15 protein-coding genes and 2 pseudogenes are annotated in these 17,490 nt (G+C 63.2%); 9 read left to right on the top strand and 8 right to left on the bottom strand.

Features of this window, described 5'->3' with window-relative positions; genetic code table 11:
- Positions 1–17: 17 nt before the first annotated feature.
- Genes QR78_RS00735 through QR78_RS00745 form a run of 3 tightly spaced genes read right to left on the bottom strand, consistent with a single transcriptional unit; the run spans position 18 to position 2,871 of the window.
- Complete coding sequence (locus QR78_RS00735) at positions 18–1,352, bottom strand: ATP-binding protein (RefSeq protein ID WP_048425566.1); 1,335 nt, start codon at positions 1,350–1,352, stop codon at positions 18–20.
- A complete protein-coding gene (locus QR78_RS00740) occupies positions 1,349–2,095 on the bottom strand; it encodes a response regulator transcription factor (protein WP_048425576.1) in 747 nt (248 codons plus the stop codon). Before QR78_RS00740 ends, QR78_RS00735 begins: the two co-directional genes overlap by 4 nt.
- 26 nt (positions 2,096–2,121) lie before the next feature.
- Positions 2,122–2,871, bottom strand: coding sequence for a cation efflux transmembrane domain-containing protein (locus QR78_RS00745; RefSeq protein WP_048425567.1), 750 nt, complete (start codon positions 2,869–2,871; stop codon positions 2,122–2,124).
- A gap of 68 nt (positions 2,872–2,939) precedes the next feature.
- Here QR78_RS00745 and QR78_RS00750 point away from each other — a divergent pair, with 68 nt between their 5' ends.
- Positions 2,940–3,404, top strand: coding sequence for a MerR family transcriptional regulator (locus QR78_RS00750; protein WP_048425568.1), 465 nt, complete (start codon positions 2,940–2,942; stop codon positions 3,402–3,404).
- Positions 3,405–3,754: 350 nt separating this feature from the next.
- Here the strand turns inward: QR78_RS00750 and QR78_RS31790 are convergent, their stop codons facing one another.
- Positions 3,755–4,330, bottom strand: coding sequence for a ProQ/FINO family protein (locus QR78_RS31790; protein WP_125901198.1), 576 nt, complete (start codon positions 4,328–4,330; stop codon positions 3,755–3,757).
- A gap of 350 nt (positions 4,331–4,680) precedes the next feature.
- Between QR78_RS31790 and QR78_RS00760 the strand changes: the two genes are divergently transcribed.
- From QR78_RS00760 to QR78_RS00775, 5 genes are all read left to right on the top strand, one after another.
- Entirely contained in the window at positions 4,681–5,163 is a 483-nt protein-coding gene (locus QR78_RS00760) for a hypothetical protein (protein ID WP_048425569.1), read from the top strand.
- 9 nt (positions 5,164–5,172) lie between these two features.
- Positions 5,173–5,472 carry a DinB/UmuC family translesion DNA polymerase gene (locus tag QR78_RS00765; protein ID WP_053220746.1) on the top strand — a complete coding sequence of 100 codons (300 nt, stop codon included), beginning with the start codon at positions 5,173–5,175 and terminating at the stop codon, positions 5,470–5,472.
- Positions 5,408–5,548, top strand: a complete 141-nt coding sequence (locus QR78_RS36630; protein ID WP_082171928.1) for a DUF4113 domain-containing protein — start codon at positions 5,408–5,410, stop codon at positions 5,546–5,548. The genes QR78_RS00765 and QR78_RS36630 overlap by 65 nt, the downstream gene beginning before the upstream one ends.
- A gap of 125 nt (positions 5,549–5,673) precedes the next feature.
- Positions 5,674–5,913 carry a hypothetical protein gene (locus QR78_RS00770; protein ID WP_048425570.1) on the top strand — a complete coding sequence of 80 codons (240 nt, stop codon included), beginning with the start codon at positions 5,674–5,676 and terminating at the stop codon, positions 5,911–5,913.
- Positions 5,914–5,972: 59 nt separating this feature from the next.
- Positions 5,973–9,002: a DEAD/DEAH box helicase gene (locus QR78_RS00775; protein ID WP_048425571.1), complete on the top strand. Its 3,030-nt coding sequence runs from the start codon at positions 5,973–5,975 to the stop codon at positions 9,000–9,002.
- A gap of 72 nt (positions 9,003–9,074) precedes the next feature.
- On the opposite strand, the gene QR78_RS33745 is transcribed toward QR78_RS00775, so the two are convergent.
- Together QR78_RS33745 and QR78_RS00780 are read right to left on the bottom strand one after the other, a co-directional pair.
- Positions 9,075–9,710, bottom strand: a complete 636-nt coding sequence (locus QR78_RS33745) for a hypothetical protein (RefSeq protein ID WP_125901200.1) — start codon at positions 9,708–9,710, stop codon at positions 9,075–9,077.
- A 254-nt stretch (positions 9,711–9,964) separates the two neighbouring features.
- Entirely contained in the window at positions 9,965–11,431 is a 1,467-nt protein-coding gene (locus QR78_RS00780) for a caspase family protein (protein WP_053220748.1), read from the bottom strand.
- A gap of 173 nt (positions 11,432–11,604) precedes the next feature.
- Between QR78_RS00780 and QR78_RS00785 the strand changes: the two are divergent.
- Positions 11,605–12,422, top strand: a pseudogene (locus QR78_RS00785) (IS5 family transposase).
- Between the two features lie 177 nt (positions 12,423–12,599).
- On the opposite strand, the gene QR78_RS00790 reads toward QR78_RS00785, so the two are convergent.
- The gene (locus QR78_RS00790; RefSeq protein ID WP_048425572.1) at positions 12,600–13,367 is read right to left on the bottom strand and encodes a DUF6118 family protein; all 768 of its coding nucleotides are present in this window, start codon (positions 13,365–13,367) and stop codon (positions 12,600–12,602) included.
- Positions 13,368–13,384: 17 nt separating this feature from the next.
- Positions 13,385–16,609, bottom strand: a complete 3,225-nt coding sequence (traA, locus tag QR78_RS00795; protein WP_048425573.1) for a Ti-type conjugative transfer relaxase TraA — start codon at positions 16,607–16,609, stop codon at positions 13,385–13,387.
- Between the two features lie 259 nt (positions 16,610–16,868).
- Here traA and QR78_RS00800 point away from each other — a divergent pair, with 259 nt between their 5' ends.
- Together QR78_RS00800 and QR78_RS00805 are read left to right on the top strand one after the other, a co-directional pair.
- On the top strand, positions 16,869–17,210 hold the full coding sequence (locus tag QR78_RS00800; protein WP_048425574.1) for a hypothetical protein: 342 nt from the start codon (positions 16,869–16,871) through the stop codon (positions 17,208–17,210).
- A 66-nt stretch (positions 17,211–17,276) separates the two neighbouring features.
- A pseudogene (locus QR78_RS00805) lies at positions 17,277–17,490 on the top strand (metallophosphoesterase); the annotation flags it as partial.

Raw genomic sequence — 17,490 nt, forward strand, 5'->3', positions numbered from 1 at the left:
GTTCGTGACGAAGTGTGTCAGCTGCCGGCCCGGACCTGGGGCAGGCGGACCTCGGCCCGCAGACCGCCCTCGGGTCTGTTGGCGAGGTCGAGCGTGCCCCCCTCGACCTCGATGGCTCGCTTCGCGATGGTCAGGCCGAGGCCGGTCCCACCAGTGTTGCGGTTGCGCGAGCCCTCCAGCCGCGTGAAGGGCTCGAAGGCGCGGACCACGTCCTCGAACGGGATGCCGGGACCGTCGTCGTCGACCCCTATGACCAAGCCGGTCGCCTCGACCCGCAGGTCGATGCGCACCCGCGAGCCGTAGCGCACGCCATTGTCGACGAGATTGTCCAGCGCACGGCGGAAGGCCACGGGGCGGATCTCAGCGAGGGCGCGGCCAGGGCCGCCGTACGCAACGTCCCGACCGGCGTCCGTGGAGGCGTCGGCGATGCCCATCAAGACGCTGGCGACGTTGGTGATCCGCCGCGCCTCCGGGTCGGCGTCGCCGCGCAGGTAGGCGAGCGTTGCATCGACCATCGCCTGCATCTCGTCGAGATCGGCGGCCATGGCGCGTCGCTCGCTTTCGTCCTCCAGGCGGTCGAGGCGCAGGCGCAGCCGGGCGATGGGCGTGCGCAGGTCGTGCGAGACGGCGGCGAGCGCCTGCGTCCGCTCTCCGACCAGCCGGTGGATGCGCTCCTGCATGGCGTTGAGCGCCCGCCCGATCCCACGGGTCTCATCCGGGCCGATCTCGGGAACGCGCACAACCGAACCGCGCCCGATCCGGCTGGTAGCCTGGGTCAGTTCGCGCAAGGGCCCGGCGATGCGGTGCATCAGACCGACGGCAGCCACCCCGACGAGGATGGCCATGACGGTCGCGAGCGACGCCCAGGGCGCGACCTGCACTAGGCTCGGCGCGTGGGCCGAGCGGAAGGTCAGTCCGCTCCCATCCGGGAGCCGAAAGGTCCCGCGCAAATCCTGCCGATGGAGCGGTTCGTCCTGCGCCTCCATAGTGAGGACGAGGCTTGGACCGAGAACGGGTTCGAGCGTCAGGAGCCGGTTGCGGAGATCCTGGAGCGCCGGATCGGTCGACCCGGTAGTGTGCGCCAGCGCTTGTGGATCCCAACCAATTTCGAAGTGATTGGACGAGAGAGCCTTGGCTTCGGTACCTCGCGCGTCCGGCGTGCGCCTCAGCACGGCCTCCCTTGCCAGGATGAGTTGGCGGGCGACCTCGTTCGCAAAGGCTTCGTCCGCTGCGGCCGCGGCCGAGCGACGGTAGATGACGAGCGCCCCACCGTGGACAAGGAGGACGGCGAGCAGCAGGACGGCGACGGTGCGCCCCTCCAGGCTGCGGGCGAGGCTCGCCAGCCCCCTCATGCCCGCTCGACCCTGGCGGCTAGCATGTAGCCGGAGCCGCGCACCGTCTTGATGACGGGGGTGCCACCCTCGGGCGGTTCGAGCTTGCGCCTGAGGCGGCTGACTAGGGTGTCGACGCTGCGGTCCGACGGCGCAGCGAGGCGCCCGCGGCTCATCTCCAGGATCTGCTCGCGACCGAGCACCCGCCCGGGATGCTCCAGGAAGACCAGCAGCAGGTCGTGCTCGGCGCCCGACAGGTCGATGCCGGCTCCTTCCGGGTCGGTCAGCGCACGGCTGCGCAGGTCCAGCCGCCAGCCGGCAAAGGTCAGGGCCTCCGGCCTTACCGCTGCGGCCGGGGTGGGCGCGATGGCGGCGCGACGGAGCACCGCCCGTATCCGGGCGAGGAGTTCGGGCCGACCGAACGGCTTGGCGACGTAGTCGTCCGCGCCGAGCTCCAGTCCGAGGACGCGGTCCGCCTCCTCGTTGCGGGCGCTCAGCATGATCACGGGGACGCTGCCCTTCGCGCGCAGCGCCCGGAGCAGGTCGAAGCCCGAGGCTCCCGGCAGCATGACGTCGAGTAGGACGAGGTCGACGGCGAGATCGGGCAGGAACGACCACATCTCGGCGCCGCTCCGGCAGCCCGTGACCCGGAACCCGCTTTCGCTCAGGATGCGGGTGACAAGCACGCGCATCCCGTCGTCGTCTTCAACGAGGAGGATGTGCGCCGCATCGATAGGCAATGGAACGCTCGGGGGTGAGACCATCATCGATCCCTTCATCCGGCCCACGGCTACTCGGCCGGTGTGGGATAAGCCACGGCAGCGCCATCGCGGTATTCCCGCCATGCCTGACGCAGGATCTGCACGGACGAGGTCAGGAAGATGCCGGCCATCACCGCGGCGACCGCGAGGTCGGGCCAGGCGGTCGAGGTGCCCCAGACGCCGAGGGCTGCCGCCATCACCACAACGTTGCCGATCGCGTCGTTGCGTGAGCAGAGCCAGACCGAGCGCACGTTGGCGTCGCCGTCCTTGTACGGCCGCAGCAGCAGCACCGAGGCGAGGTTGGCCACGAGCGCCATCACGCCGATGACGCCCATCACCTCGGCCTTCGGCATCCCAAGCACGAGCACATGGTAGGCGGTCGAGCCAAACACCCATGCCGCCATCAGACTGAGTGATACACCCTTTGCGAGCGCCGCCGCCGACCGCACCCGGAGGGAGGCGCCGATGACCGCGAGGCTGAGACCGTAGGTGACGGTGTCGGCGAGGAAGTCGAGGGCGTCGGCCTTGAGTGCTTGCGAGCCGGCGAGCTGCCCGGCCACCGTCTCGGTGAGGAACATCGCCGCGTTGATGCCGATGACCGTCCAGAGAATGCGCTTGTAGCGCGGGTCGAGGCCATCGAAGACGGGTACGCCTCCCGAACAGCCGCAGGCGCCCTCGGTTGCCCCGCAAGCGTCCGTCCGGCCCGGCTCGGCTGCACCGGTGTGGGCCGCCTCATGGGTGTGATGAACGTGGTCCGTGCCGCAGCAATGATCGGCCATGACCCCCTCCTTCCTGGAACGTCAAAGGGGTCCTACTTCCTCTAGTGACTAGAGGAGCAAGGCCAAAAATGGAATTCCCGATCGGCGAGCTATCACGGCGCACCGGCGTGCTGATCCCGACCGTGCGCTACTACGAGCAGGCGGGACTACTTCCGCCTCCGCCCCGAACCGAAGGTGGACGCCGACGTTACGGCCAAGCCGATGTCGAGCGCCTAACTTTCATTCGCCATGCGCGCGAGCTCGGGTTTGAGATCGAGGCCATCCGGGAGCTTCTGGCGCTCGCCGCCCAGCCGGATCGTCCTTGTGCCGAGGTGGATGTCATCGCTCGGCGGCACCTCGTCGAGGTCGAGCGCCGCATCACGCGGCTGACGGCACTGAGAAGTGAGTTGTCCCGCATGGTCGGGGAATGCGGCCATGGGCGTGTCGGCGAGTGTCGGGTTATCGAGGTGCTCTCCGACCACCGCTTGTGTGCCGAGGGTCACCACCGAGAAACTGCGGCGGGCTCTCCGACTCGGATCAAGGCCGTCGATTAAGGCTGAATAAGTGTTGCTCAAATTCCAGAGGAACACTCTTCTCCCGTTCCAGAAGCCGCCCTTATGCGAGCGTGAGAAAGATCCGGAGAGGCGGCGTAGACGCCCTCCGGGGCGTCGAAGGCGCCGGCAGCCCAGCGCCAGGCGACCGGGCCGGGGTCAAGGCCCTTGCGGCCTTGAGGCCGGTTCGGGCGGCTGGCCCCCCACTCAGCAAACTTGGCCGCAGGCCACCTTATGCCGCGTCAGTCGACCGTCACCCGGAGGGCCGAAACCGCGCAGCGGGTTCGGGGAGCCGCCGCAGGCGGCGAGTAGGGCGCGGCCCGAAGGGGACGCCCCTCCTGGGCTCAGACACCCTATGGGCCCGACGACGCTGCGCCTTCGGCAGGACCAACCGCCTCGGCGCCGGTGGCAGCCGCTGCGAGCGCAGCAGCAGCTTTGCGCTGCCGGGTCCTCTCTCGGTCGACCTCGCAGTTGCGCTGCATGTCGTGCCGATCCTTCTCACTCACCGGCTCGACCGGGTTGCCGTCGAGGTCGTAGCGCATCGATCCAGGCTGGGCGACCGCGTGCCGGTAGCTGAAGCTGCGCACGTAATCGCGGATCGCCCGTTCGCAGACATTGACCGTCACCTCGGGCCGGCGGCGGGCGAGGATCTCGGGGCCGAGACCGACCTGGAAGGGACGCATGGGATCGCCCACCGTGGCCGGGAGGACACCGATCGGCGCGACCAGGAGGGCGTTGAGCGCCTGGGCACGGGCGAGGACAGCGGGGCCCGCAGTGCTCGGTACCCGGCTCCGTGCCCAGGGACGGAACGGGCGCGCCGGCTTGGCGGGCGCATCCGTCGCCGCGGCCGGGGCGACCGGCGCGGGCTTCGGCGTCGGCACGACCTCGACAGGCTCGGCACGCGGGCTGGACGCAGCGGCGGTGTCCACCGCGGGCCGCTCCGGAACAACCTTCTGAGGCGGAGCAGACACCTTGCCCTTGAGGGTCAGCGTGGGCCGCGCGGGCCGGGCCGGCACCACGGCGGGCGTGCGAGGAGCAGCAAGGGCAGATCCTCGGCTTTGCTCACGTCCAGTCTGCATCGGGGCTCCATCGCGGGGCGACCAGGTCGGCCAGCTTCCGACTCACCGCGTCGTGCCCCAGTCGAGCCAGGGCGTGCCGTTGTGTCAATTCGGGCCGCGCGTCGTCGCGACGGGTCTCGATGCAGTCGCACCGAAGGGCTACACAAGCGCCGCCGGATCGGCGCCGCCTACACACATCTCCCTCAGCTCATGATCGCATAATGCCCACCCTATCCGATCGCCAGCGCGTCGAGCTCGCGATCCCGGCCTACCTCCTCTATGCGCTCACCGCCGCACCTGGCGTGTTCGTCCCGGCCGACCCGGATCAGGCAGCGAGAGCCGAGGCTGACATCGCCGCCTTGCGCGCCGACCTGCAAGCCGCCCTCCGCGAGCCCTTCGGTGATCTTGTCGGGAAGAAGCAGCATGCCCTCCTGCGCCGGGTCGAACGCATCGGGAAAGGCGTGATCGCCGGATGGGGCAACCGGCCGGCGCTGAGCGTGATGCTGACGCTCTGGTACTTCGTGAAGGACCTGACCGACCGCGAGGTGCTGATCCTGTGGGAGGGCTCGGCGATGGAGCGAGCGACGAGCCGCCTCCTGCCGATGTTCGCGCACGGGTTCGACGAGCAGAAGCGTGACGCTACAGCCCAGGAGCAGGCCCGACAGCTGCTTGCCTACCTGCAGGCGGAAGGGCTGTATAGCTGAAGGCGTCCCATGCGAGCCACGCCATGCCCATCGCACGCCACTCAGCACGTCAAGCTGACGATCGCCACGGCCGACACCAGCCGATTGATCCGTGCCGCCCTTCGGGGCCTGCGGCGCATCTGTCGGCCGGGGTTCCAGTACAAGAAGACCGGCATCCTGTTCCTCGACCTCGCCCCAGCCGCCGCCGTGCAAGGCTCGCTGTTTCTGCGGCCGGACCCGCCGGAGCGGGTCCGCCTGATGGCGATTGTGGACCAGCTCAACGCCCGCCACGGCCGGGACCGGGTGCGGTTCGCGGCTTCCCGGCCTTGAGCGGGGGTGGAAGCTCAAGGCGGAGTTCCTGTCTCAGCGATACACCACGCGATGGGGCGAGCTGCTGGCGGTCTAGCTTGCAGGGCTACCTCCATGCCTTGTCTTCTAACCGCGTTTGAAGGTGGATAGGGCAACGCAACAACCTTTCATGTTCTTCTTTTGTGCTCTAATCTGACCCCTGTACAGGAGGATGAACCCGTTATGGCGACGACATGCTATTTCGAAGAAGTTATTGTCGATCAAGACGGCAATGGTAAACTAGAAGTCGAGTTTGGACGATCGTCATATTATTCGAACTGCCAGCTCGGCAATGGAAAAACTGGGACAGACAGCATCTACCTCAAGGTGGATGATAAGGGCGTTATTATGGATCTCGAAACCGCCAAACGGTTTGTCGAAGCTGTAATTTCAGTCGGTCATTATCATAGACTGATCGATTAGCAGATCTTACGTTCTATACAGATCATAAAACGATATAAAGATATAGAAGGACGAGAATTTTGGGTCTTAAAGCTATCTTTGTCGGTGTCGACAAGTACATTGACCCACTCGTTCCAGAGCTGAACGGGGCACGTCGCGATGCAATAGCTTTGTGGGCGCTTTTCACAGATACTGTTGAAAATCTCTCGGCACAGCTGCTTGTGGACGAAACAGCCACCCATACCGATGTTGCGCAATCCATACAAAGCGCTCTGTCGGCCGCGACAGAGGATGATGTTGTGATCATCAGCTTTGCGGGCCATGGGTCCCCAGACGGAAACCTTATTCTTCACGACACTGTCTCATCAAATCTGCCTGGGACGGCATTGCCCATGGTGGGACTGGCAGAACAGTTTGCTACCACTAAAGCTCGCGTAGTGCTTTGCATTCTCGACTGCTGCTTCAGCGGTCAGGCTCCAGCCCGTGTGCTCGAAACAAGTGCCCGCCCCAGGAGTGCCTTCGCGCTGACAGGGATTTACGGCGAAGGCCGTATTCTACTCGCTGCATGTGCGACCAACGAAGCGGCCTGGGAGCAGCCAGGGTCAGGGCATGGTCTGCTTACCCATGCTGTGATTGAAGCCATGAGCAGGGCTGAAGGGCCCTCTGTGAGCTTTCCCGAAATTGCCGGTGAAGTGATCCGCATTGCACGCGTTGAAGCGGAGCGTATGGGGGTAACACAGACGCCAGTATTTTTGGGCAACGTTCAGGGAGGTCTCACTTTTCCGATCCTGCAACGAGGTGAAAATTTTCAAGCTGCGTTCCCGGTCACGGCTATTCTCCAAATTTCCGGATCATTCGCTGAACTTGCACAGCATGGTTTCCCTCAGGAGGTGGTGCAGCAGTGGGTTGCGGCCTTCCCGCAAGGTCTGAACGATCTGCAGCTTAAGGCAGTCAACCAGCATGGGGTACTGAGCGGCAACTCGCTGCTTGTCATTGCACCTACAAGTTCCGGTAAAACGATGATCGGTGAGCTGTCCGCAGTTCAGGCGGTTATTGGCGGCCGAAAAGCAGCTTTCCTTCTGCCCTACCGGGCGTTAGTCAACGAAAAATTCGAAGAATTTAGTGCTCGATATGCCGAGGCTGGATTAAGAGTAGTGCGCTGCAGTGGCGATGCTGCAGACGGCGTTACCCCGGTCCTTAGCGGGCGATACGACATTGCGTTTTTTACTTACGAGATGTTTCTTAACCTAGCACTAAGATCACCCCGTTTTCTTAATCAGCTTGGCTTGGTTGTCGTCGATGAAGGCCAGTTCATCACCGATCCGAACCGCGGAATTACCGTCGAGTTAATTTATGCGCTACTGCTACGCGCGCGCGACCGTGGCGTAAATCCTCAGCTCGTTGTGCTCTCAGCCGTTATCGGCAACCTGAACAGCTTCGATCGTTGGCTCGGACTGCCGCTACTTGTAGCAAAGGAGCGACCAGTTCCGCTTATTGAAGGGGTGCTCGACCGGCGCGGCACGTTCCAGTTTGTCGATACAGACGGCACCACCAAGTCCGAAGCGCTGCTGCCCGGACACCAGATCGTGCAGCGCCGTGAAAAGCCTAGCTCTCAAGACGTGATTGTGCCGCTGGCCCGCCAACTGGTTCAAGCCGGCGAGAAGCTGATCGTCTTCCGCAACATGCGCGGACCCGCACAAGGGTGCGCACGCTACCTGTCCAAGGAGTTAGGGCTTCCACCGGCCTCCAGTGTCCTTGATGCTCTGCCGACCCAGGATCTCACCGCGGCATCCCAGGACCTGCGTGGATGCCTCGCGGGTGGCACCGCCTTCCACAACACCAACCTGTTGCGCGCGGAGCGCGAGGCCATCGAGCGTGGGTTTCGCAGCACTGATGCTGGGATCCACGTGCTGGCAGCCACGACCACGCTTGCCGCAGGCATCAACTCGCCAGCATCGACGGTTATTCTGGCCGAAAATGAATTCGTTGGTGAGGACGGTCGACCCTTTACCGTTGCAGAGTACAAGAACATGGCAGGTCGGGCTGGTCGCTTTGGTTATAACGAAATCGGTAAGTCCATCATCCTGGCAGACACGCCTATGGAGCGAGCCCAGCTCTTCAAGAAATACGTCTTGGGTGCCCCTGAGGCAGTTACCTCATCGTTTCAGCACCGTGACCTGCCGACCTGGGTCCTCCGGCTCCTCAGTCAGGTGCGGGGCGTATTAATCACAGATATTCCAGGTTTGCTCGTTAACACGTTCGGCGGCTACACAGCCTCACGGGCAAATCCGCAATGGATTTCGCGTGTCGAGGGCGAGATCAGCGCCCTGGTGGAACGGCTGCTACAGGCGGGATTAGCAGAACGCGAAGGCGAGTTGATCCACCTGACCCTCGTTGGTCGCGCCTGCGGCGCGTCGTCTCTCTCCTTCGAGTCCAGTATCCGTCTGGTCGAGCTTATGCGCCAGGTCGACATCTCGGGAATCCAGCCCTTCCAAGTTGTAGCGATGATCCAGGTACTGGACGAAATGGATGCCATCTACACGCCAGTTATGAAGAAGGGTCGATCTGAAAGTGTGCGTGCTGCTGATGTTGCACAGCGATACGGCCATCCTTTAGCTCAGTCTCTGCAGCGTTATTGCCGTGACGAGGTCGGGTTCTGGGGACGGTGCAAACGGGCGTCGTTAATGTATGACTGGATGAGCGGCGAACCCATAGACATACTCGAAAAACGCTATACAACAACTCCTTTTCAAGGAGCGATTAGCTACGGAGACATCATAAGAATTGCTGATGGAACACGGTTTCATCTCAGATCTGCTCACCAGATACTTTCAGCGCTGTTTCCGGATCAGCCGGAATTTCTAAGTGGGCTTGATGAAATCTTGCGACGTTTGGAATTCGGTCTGCCTGACGGTGCGGTATCGCTCGTTAGGCTGCCAGTGGCGCTGACCAGAGGTCAATACCTGGCGCTATTTTCTGCAGGATGCACGACGATCGAGAGCGTTCGAGACCTTGGGATGGAAGTGTTAGTAGCGTTGGTTGGTAAAGAACCAGCCCGTGATATTGCTTCAATCCGTTCATCCATGGATGTCTCGCGACAGCAATCGTAAATTCAAAGGCCAAAATCGCACAGCGGGTTCAGAATGTGCTTACAGGTAATAATAAGAATGAATGAATTATAATTATCTTTGCCTCCTGACGTTGTTCGTAGGCGGCGTTTCAGGCAAGGCTTTGACAGGCGTTTCATAGGAAGTTGCTCTGTTTATTACTAGCTGCCAATTTATTCTAGCCGCTGCAACAACAATTATGCCCAACACGCCGCCGGCAACAAGACTGCCCCATGCAAATTTCAATGATAATGTTAGTCTTTTATTGGAAAACTTCATGCAAGAATCATTGTCACTAATCATGCTTGCGTACCAGGCAGCTTGCTCTGCCAGAGACCTTTTCAAGCTGATTTTAAGTCCAACATCTGATGCCCATTGGCTTGGGGTGTTTCCAGCCACGTACCAATCTGTTGGAAGTGCAGCTGATATGGCTAACCGCATTGAGATAAGAAGGCCAATGCAAATTATTACGCATACAATACCTAAATCTAGGCGAGGAAACTGACCTAAAAGAAGAGAGCCAGCTGCACCACCTATAACAACGGCCCCCGTACCAAATAGGCTAGTTAACGTTAGGGCACGTTGGTTCGATGCTACTCCTAACGTGAGTTGTCCTCCTAGGTGTGACTCGGCATTGCGAATTATCTCTTTTAGGGTTTCAATGTCTGCCTCGCTTAACCGCTCGGAGAGAAGCGTGTTTGGTTCAGTCATTCAGGCCCTTCCTGGCAAACCTCCGACCACAAGTCGCGGTGGGACAAACGCACAAACGCCGCGTCCTACGAGCGATAGTACAAAAAATATCGCTCGGGAGACACCTAAGCCTCCTGCTCCTCCACCGCCAAAGCCTTCTGGCGGTGGTAAAAAATAGCTGATTTGGTCGCCACGAGTTTGCCGTTGTGACAGCGACGTGCCCTACCACCTATAATTCGGTGGTAGGGCCTTCAGCTTGGACACGAGCGTTCATGCTACTTTTTGGAGACACCCCAGCCATAAGGGTAACGGATTTTATCGCTGGGTTGAAGCGCCGGCGTGTATCTCACCTGCAGTAATCGCTGCGGGACGATCAGATCTTTAGCGAGTTGTTCCTCAAAAACATCCTGACTTATGCTTCGCGCCAGCGTTGGCTCACCATCTTCGACTGCATACTCGGGATCGGTTAACCTAAAGACGTTTACAGTATCAATGAATACGCCCGTGATTATATTGCCTTTCTTTTCGGTCTTTGTAACGACTGTTACTGATAATGTATGACCCTTTCCAGGCACCGTGTAGAAATCGCCGTGAGTTCCAATTAAAGTTGACGCAATAAATTCAAAACTGTCTTTGAACTGCGCAAATTTTTGCAACTCGAATACTTCATCAAACATATTTCCTTTGATTGTTTCACGCAGCTCTCCTTTAGAGTCGAAGAATATCTCAAAAATTATACCATCTAACAATGCGCGAATTTTCTCGGACTTCATTCCACTCGTCTTATCAACGAAGTTCTGGATAAAAGCCTCCGCCGATCGGGCGCCTCCGTGTGCAGCCTGATATATATTGCGGCCGAGGACAAACAGCGTCTCGTCCTTAACCGTATTCGCAAATGCTGGCGTTACACGGCCTATCGCAGGATTTTGCGTATACCAGTCGATGGTTTTTAAGCCTCGGATGATTTGATGCGAGGTTTTTCCTGGATCTAGAACGAACAGGCTGTCAGCGATTGATGATGCAGCATAGGTGGTAACGAAGCTAATTGCGCTTGTATTGAAGTAAAAATCACCGGCTAGTGAAGTATGTTCCCAGGTAATTTGCTTACCGGCCGTATTAGCTGCAACTGTGTTGCGCGTACGTTTAAAGACTGTTTCAATCGGAGTGTCGGGCGCGTCGATATGCTGTAGCAATGCGCCAGTGTAGGTACCATTGGCGGCTAGGCCATCGGCCGCGACCTGCCCCGGCGACGTCGCAAAGGCGATGATTGTCCCTCGTGGTGCAAATATCGAGGCTAGCCCACGATTTATGCCTGATCGATGCCATGTAGTCACAAATGGGTTTTCACGACAGGCATCAAGAATAACAATTTTAGTATCAGCCTTCGAACGGTCAAGAACATCGATTATCTGATTAAGTGAAAGAGAAGAATACTTAGCCTGACCTTCCCCGCTTGCGTCTGTATCGCAGGCAAAAAGAAAATTTTCGCCGTCAATTTGGATGCCGTGGCCAGCAAAAAATACCAATGCTACGCCTTGTGGTTTTATAGTCGATTGGAAATTATTTAACGCAGTCCGCATATCTGCAAAGGTACCATCCAAAACAGATGTTATAGAAAAGTTATATTTTTTCAATTTGCGCGCGATTGCTTCAGCATCATTGACGGGATTTTTAAGTTTTATTGTGTTCGGGCCGACATAGTTGGCATTTCCGATCACAAGTGCTGTACGCTGTTGGATCAAGAGAGACCTCTAATATTTCTGCAGGTTTGTCCGTGGGCGATATTTTTACCGTAGCAACTTGATGCTATGATTAAAAGCGATAATTTATGAGGGGCACTACAATTTTTATAATGAGCTGAGAGCATGTTTGACTGATTTCGACAGTCGCGCGTTGACGTTGGTAGGAGGAGCCGATGTGGACGCAGGCAGACCGCGATCTCTATAAGGACGACGGTCGTCGCTATCCCAGCGACCTGACGGATGCGCAATGGGCGCTGATCGCGCCGCTGCTGTCGAGCTACGAGCCGCTTAAGGTCGACCTGCGCGAGATGGTCAACGCCTGCTTGTACCTGGAGAAGACCGGCTGCCCGTGGCGCTACCTGCCCAGCGACTTCGGGCCGTGGGCGACGGTGCGCACCTGGCACGACCGGTTCCGCGCTGACGGGATTTGGTCGGAGGTTGCTGCCATGCTGACGCGGGCGGTGCGGCGCCAGCGCGACCGCCCCGCCGAGCCTTCGACCGCGATCCTCGACTCGCAGAGTGTCGTGTCCGGTCCGCAGGCGGGGATCCACGGGACTGACGGCAAGAAGAAGGTGCGGGGCATCAAACGCCATGTGCTGACGTGCTCGCGCGGCTTTGTCCTGGCCGCGGTGGTGACGGCGGCCAATGTCCACGACACGCAAGCGGCGGGCTGGCTGCTGGATCGTGCCGCCGAGGTGGGCTGGTCGCCGGTGCGGGTCAAGGCGGACGGGATCTACACCGGCGCGCGGATGGACGAGGCCGCTGCCTGCCACGGCGTGGAGGTGCAGATCTCCACCCGTGAGGCGCAGACCAAGGGCTTCCAGCCGTTGCCGCTGCGTTGGCGCATCGAAGCGACGTTCGGCACGCTCTCGACACGCTATCGCCGCCTGACACGCCACTGGGAGCAAAGCCCGGCGCAGCCGAGGACAGCATCAGTATAGCCAACTGCCACAGGCTCATGCAGGCCTATCAGCGAAACCAATGCAGATAATCATAGTCAAACAGGCTCTCAGATGCATGCTGACTGGCCTACTCGCAGATCGTGTGTGCGAGTCGCTGCTATGGGTGATAACGTCCTTTATCGCTCACAAATATATTTTTATATATACAAAAATATAATTCAGCCTACATCCTTTCTTCGCCCAAGAGCAAGGATTGGATCACGGCTCTATTTCCTCTCAACCGGAACGGTGATGGTACAGGGCTGGTCCCTGCCCGTCTTGGCGACAGTTTGGCGGCAAGCCGCAATCACCGCAGCGTTCTCTCGCATCAGCTCACCGGCCGCGGCCAGCTGCCTCAGCCCGACCGGGTTCTCGAACTCCATCAAGCGAACGCCCGCCTGCCACGACTCCAATCCGAGGATCTGCGTGGCCACACGTTCGGCTGACCCGAACGGCAAGAGCCCCGGAAGTACGAGGACTGCCATCACCCCGAGGTAGAAGCCCGCCATACCGCCAACCACACCGACGGAGGCGAGCCAGTTCCGCTCGTCGGACATCCATGCCGGCCATTTCCTGGCCTTCAGCACGCGAGTTTCCCGCAGGAACTCCGCCGCCCGTGCGTCGAGCCGTTGAACCGCGTCCCGAACCAACCCCTCGCTGGTGTTCTGGAGTAGGGTGACGGTGCGCTCCGCATCCTGGCGCAGGGCGGGAAGCCGTTCGATGGCGTTCAGGCGCCCGCTCACCGTCGCCAGTTCCTGGACCAGGCGGCCCAGATCGGCGCTGTAGTCGACTGGTGTCCCGGCCATCTCGGCGCGATCCAGGGCGGCCGCCACGTCCTCCCGCAGACGTGCGGTCTCCGCGTGGACCTCACACCCCACCCGCTCGACACTGGCGCGCAAGGCCTCGAACGCCACCGCCGCATCCACGGTCTCGTCCGCCTCCATAACACCCAGCCCCGGATCAGGCCGGCCCGCGCGGCGCTCGTCGTCCCGCATCTCGCTTCCCCCGCGGTTCACAATCCGAGGCTCGGCCCCAGGCTCAAGGCACGCTCATGTGTCAGGCTACGCTCCGGCGCCAGGCTGCGCTCGAGCTCGTGCGACAGACCGAGTTCCGGCTCGGCCCGGAGCGCGATCCCGAGGTCCCCGCGCCGCAAAGCCAAAGCCGTCTCCAGCGCGGGATCGTCGGTCAGGCTCAGCCTCAAGGCCCGCATCCGATCTTCGACCGCCCCGCGCGCCTTCTCGTGCTCCCGACCGGGCAAAGCCGCGCGCTGCGCCCTCAGATCGCTCCAGGATCGCACGAAGCGCTCCGCGCGCGAGGCCGGATCGGCGAGGACCGCCGCCTCGCGATCGAGAACCGCCGTCAGGGCCGCGACGCGGGCGCGTCCGGGAGGCATCGCGAGCGCTGGCGCGGCTTCCGGATCGTGCTGCAGAGCCGAGCGCAGGGTTTCTCCCACCCCGGGGCGGACCTGCTCGAGCGCTGCCTTAGCGGCGCTGAGTTCCCGCGCCTGTCCTTCGAGCACGGGGAGGCCAGCCACGACCTGGCGCTCACGAGCGTCGAACGCGCGAAGATAGCGCCCGAGCGCCGCTTCGAACCCAAACTCGGCGGGACTGCGCGTACCCCCAGGGTCTGGGATCTTCCCTGCGGCGTTCGTGGGTCGTAGCCCCGCCACCGGGACGATCGCCGGCTCCGACTGGCTCGGGCGGCCGGGTCTGAGCTTCAATCCGGCGAACGGGTCGCGCCGCGGCGCCGGCGCCACCGGAACCTCGACCGGGCCGGGTCGGCTCAGGCGAAGTCCCGAAAACAGCCCCCGGCGGCTCCGGGTCGTGGCCTCCCCCGCGCCGTTCGGCTTCAAGGCGATCGTACTGCCGAGCCCGAACCGTTCGGCGATCCCCCGCCGCGCCGCGTAGGCCGGCGCATAGTCCAGCGTCGTCTCCTTCGTACCCGCCCGCGACAGCCGTGCGGCGAACCGGGCCGGTAGCGCCGCCCTGGCCTCCGTCGGACCGCTCAGCCCGAACTCGCTGCCGTCGACGTAGAGCTGGGCGGCATCCCGGTGGCGGGTCATCGCCACGTAGGTCAGGTGCCGATCCAAGGTCGTCGAGGCCAGTACGAACGCCCGATCCACCGTCGCTCCCTGGCTCTTGTGGATCGTCGTCGCGTAGCCGTGGTCGAGCGCCTGATACGCGTCCGTCGCCACCTCGACCCGGCGCTCCTCCGCCCCGTCGAGCCGCACCACGATCCGCCCCGCAGCCGCTGCCTCGACCGTGCCCAGCATCCCGTTCTTCACGCCCAACGCCCGGTCGTTCTCCAGGAACACCAGCCGGTCCCCCGGCGCGAACCAGCGCTCACCGTCATTGGTCGCGAACGCCCGCTCCCCCGCCTCCTCGCCTTGCGCCAGCGCCTCTCGCTTCTGCAACGCGGCCCGGATCCCGTCGTTGAGCGCCCGCACGTCGGCCCGGCGATGCGCCAGGACCACCCGCGAGCCGGTGGGCCGGCGCTCCCGATCGGCGAGGTAGTCCCGCACGATCATCGCCTCGGCGTGCGCCCGGTCAGGCGCGATCTCGATCGCTCCGGCCTTCTGGTAGGCCTGCAGGCCCTCGGTCGTGCGGTGACTGGCGAACGCCACCGAGGCCGCACGCTGCCACGGCTCGCGCTGCCGGCGGATATCGGAGAGTTCGGCGTGACCGATCGCTTCCGCGATCGCCCGGAACGGCGCTCCCGCCCCGATCGCCTGCAGCTGCTCGTGGTCGCCCACCAGCACCAGCTTTGCCCCACGCGCCTCCACCTCCGCGACGAACCGCGCGAGCTGGCGCGAGCCGACCATCCCGGCCTCGTCGATCACCAGGACATCGCCATTCCCGAGCAGCCCGCGCTCGTTGCGCCAGCCGAGCTCCCACGAGGCCAGGGTGCGGCTGGCGATGCCCGAACTCTCCTCCAACCCCTCCGCCGCCTTGCCCGCCAGCGCCGCGCCGTGCACCCGGTAGCCTTGGGCCTCCCAGGCCGCCCGCGCGGCGGCGAGCATCGTGCTCTTGCCGGCTCCGGCAAACCCGACCACCGCCGCGATCCGCTCCGGCCCGGTGACGTGCTGGATTGCTTCGCGCTGCTCCGGCGACAACCCCGCCGAGGCCTCGCCCGTGCTCGCCCGGATCGCCGCATCCTGCGCCGCGATCGCCCCCGCGACGTGACCCTCCTCGACCCGGTGCCGATGGCTCGCCTGCATCCGCCCGGCGGCCTGCGCCATCCCGGTCTCAATCGCCAGCATCTCGTGCGTGGTGTAGCGCGCGGCACTCACCTCGCCGGTGAGCGGATCGGTGCTCTCGGGCTGCAGGACCACCAGGGCCGGTGAGGCCATCACCATCGCGAACGCGTTCTGGAAGGCGGCTGCATCGTCGTCGAGCGCGCGGTGCAGCGCCCGGGCGATGTCGCGGGCGTCGAACACGCTCTTCTCGCCGGTGACCAGCTCGAGCACCTCCTGCGGCCGCTGAGCTATGACCGCCGCGTTGTGGGCGGCGTCGGCCGGATCGAGGCGCTTGCGCTCGATCGTGCCGCCGCGCCGCTGCACGCTGGTCGCCGCCACACCGACATGCTGCGTCGGCACGAGCGTCAGCCCGCGCTCGGCATGGCTGCGATGGTCGACGGTGAGGTCGAGGCCTTCGCGCGCCAGATGCGCGTTCGCCAGCCCCTCCCAGGCCTGCCGGATCGCGATCAGTTGCGCCTGCGTGGTCGGCAGGCCGCGCGGCATCAGCTGCTTGTTGGCGAGCTCCAGGAACGTCTTTGCACCGAGCCCTCCGGCCTCGATCACCCGGGTGGTCATCAGGAGGTGGGCGTGGTGGTTGCGCTCGTCACCACGGGAGTGCGGTTCGTGGATCGCAAAATCCACCGCCGCGCCGGTGCGATCGGCGAGGTCCTGGGCGAAGGCCCGGGTCAGCGCCAGGCGCGCCTCGCCGGACAGCTCGTGCGGGAGCGCGACGACGAACTCGCGGGCGACGCGGGCGTCGACGCGTTTCTCGGCCACCTCAGCCGCGTTCCACAACGCCGAGCGATCGGTGGCCCAGGCGGCCTCGACACCCTGCGGCAGCACGATCCCGGACGGCCCGATGCCGATACGGCCGGCATAGTTGTGCACCAGACCGTCGCGCAGGTTCTCCAGCCGCTCGCCGGCCCGGTATGCGGCGGCGGCCACTGCGCTGCGCCCGGACGAGCGGGCGACGACCGACATCTGGCAGTAGTAGATCGCCACGAGAGGCTTGCTCCTTGCGGCCGAGCTTAGCAGCAAAAGGGTCGCTCGGCGACCCGTACCTGCGCCTTTCCGCTGCTGTCGCTTCGCTCCGCCGCTGCGGAAAGTGTCCGCTGGCAGAACCGATCGTGAGAAGCAGGTTACGCCGTCAGTGTTGCACCGCAGCCGTTCTCTAGGAGAGCAGCGGCCAGCATCACTCAACGAGCTTGGCCATGACGCACGCGACGGCTACAACGGTCGAGCCTGACCCTGGGAGATGACGATGGCGCGGCGGACAATCGAGGAACGCCTCGCGCACCTCGAGGCGCAGAAGAAGAGCCTGCAGGCTCGCCGCGGCAAGCAGGAACGCACCCGCGACACCCGCCGCAAGGTCCTGCTCGGCGCGCTCGTGCTGCAGCGGCTCGAGGCCGGCCACGATCCCGCCTTCACCAAGCGCCTCGCCGACTGGCTCCGCCGCGAGCTGCCGCCCTTCCTCACCCGCGACGCCGACAGGGCCTTGTTCGCCGATCTGATCGGCTCAACGGCCGAGCCGCAGAGCACGGACGATCCCGCAGGACAGACCGAGGCGGATGGCAGCGAAGCACGGCCGCAGGACGCCGCCTGAGGGGGGCTGCCATGAAGTCCCGGCCGCGGCTTCGCAGTCCTGCGCCACCTCGCCGGCGACAGGCCGGTGGTGTTCGTGATGGGCAACCACGAGCACTGGAATGGGGTCGTCGACGAGGATCTCGCCCTGGCCGGGATGCTGGCCGAACGCGCCGGCATCACCCTCCTGGATGGCACCAGCGCGATCCTCGCCGGATGCCGGTTCGTCGGCACCACGCTGTGGAGCGACTACCGTTTGGCTGGCTACCTCGATCCGCGCACGCCGACCGGCGAGCCGGTCG

It is taken from the genome of Methylobacterium indicum, assembly GCF_001043895.1.
In the GTDB taxonomy this organism is placed as follows: domain Bacteria; phylum Pseudomonadota; class Alphaproteobacteria; order Rhizobiales; family Beijerinckiaceae; genus Methylobacterium; species Methylobacterium indicum.

Excerpts from the sequence above, each read along its gene's own strand:
- QR78_RS00750 (WP_048425568.1), top strand. The coding sequence starts at position 2,940 with ATGGAATTCCCGATCGGCGAGCTATCACGGCGCACCGGCGTGCTGATC.
- QR78_RS33745 (WP_125901200.1), bottom strand. The coding sequence starts at position 9,710 with ATGACTGAACCAAACACGCTTCTCTCCGAGCGGTTAAGCGAGGCAGAC.
- QR78_RS00770 (WP_048425570.1), top strand. The coding sequence starts at position 5,674 with ATGGCGACGACATGCTATTTCGAAGAAGTTATTGTCGATCAAGACGGC.
- QR78_RS00735 (WP_048425566.1), bottom strand. The coding sequence starts at position 1,352 with ATGAGGGGGCTGGCGAGCCTCGCCCGCAGCCTGGAGGGGCGCACCGTC.
- QR78_RS00745 (WP_048425567.1), bottom strand. The coding sequence starts at position 2,871 with ATGGCCGATCATTGCTGCGGCACGGACCACGTTCATCACACCCATGAG.
- QR78_RS00800 (WP_048425574.1), top strand. The coding sequence starts at position 16,869 with ATGGCGCGGCGGACAATCGAGGAACGCCTCGCGCACCTCGAGGCGCAG.
- QR78_RS00790 (WP_048425572.1), bottom strand. The coding sequence starts at position 13,367 with ATGCGGGACGACGAGCGCCGCGCGGGCCGGCCTGATCCGGGGCTGGGT.
- QR78_RS00740 (WP_048425576.1), bottom strand. The coding sequence starts at position 2,095 with ATGGTCTCACCCCCGAGCGTTCCATTGCCTATCGATGCGGCGCACATC.
- QR78_RS00765 (WP_053220746.1), top strand. The coding sequence starts at position 5,173 with ATGCGAGCCACGCCATGCCCATCGCACGCCACTCAGCACGTCAAGCTG.
- QR78_RS00760 (WP_048425569.1), top strand. The coding sequence starts at position 4,681 with ATGCCCACCCTATCCGATCGCCAGCGCGTCGAGCTCGCGATCCCGGCC.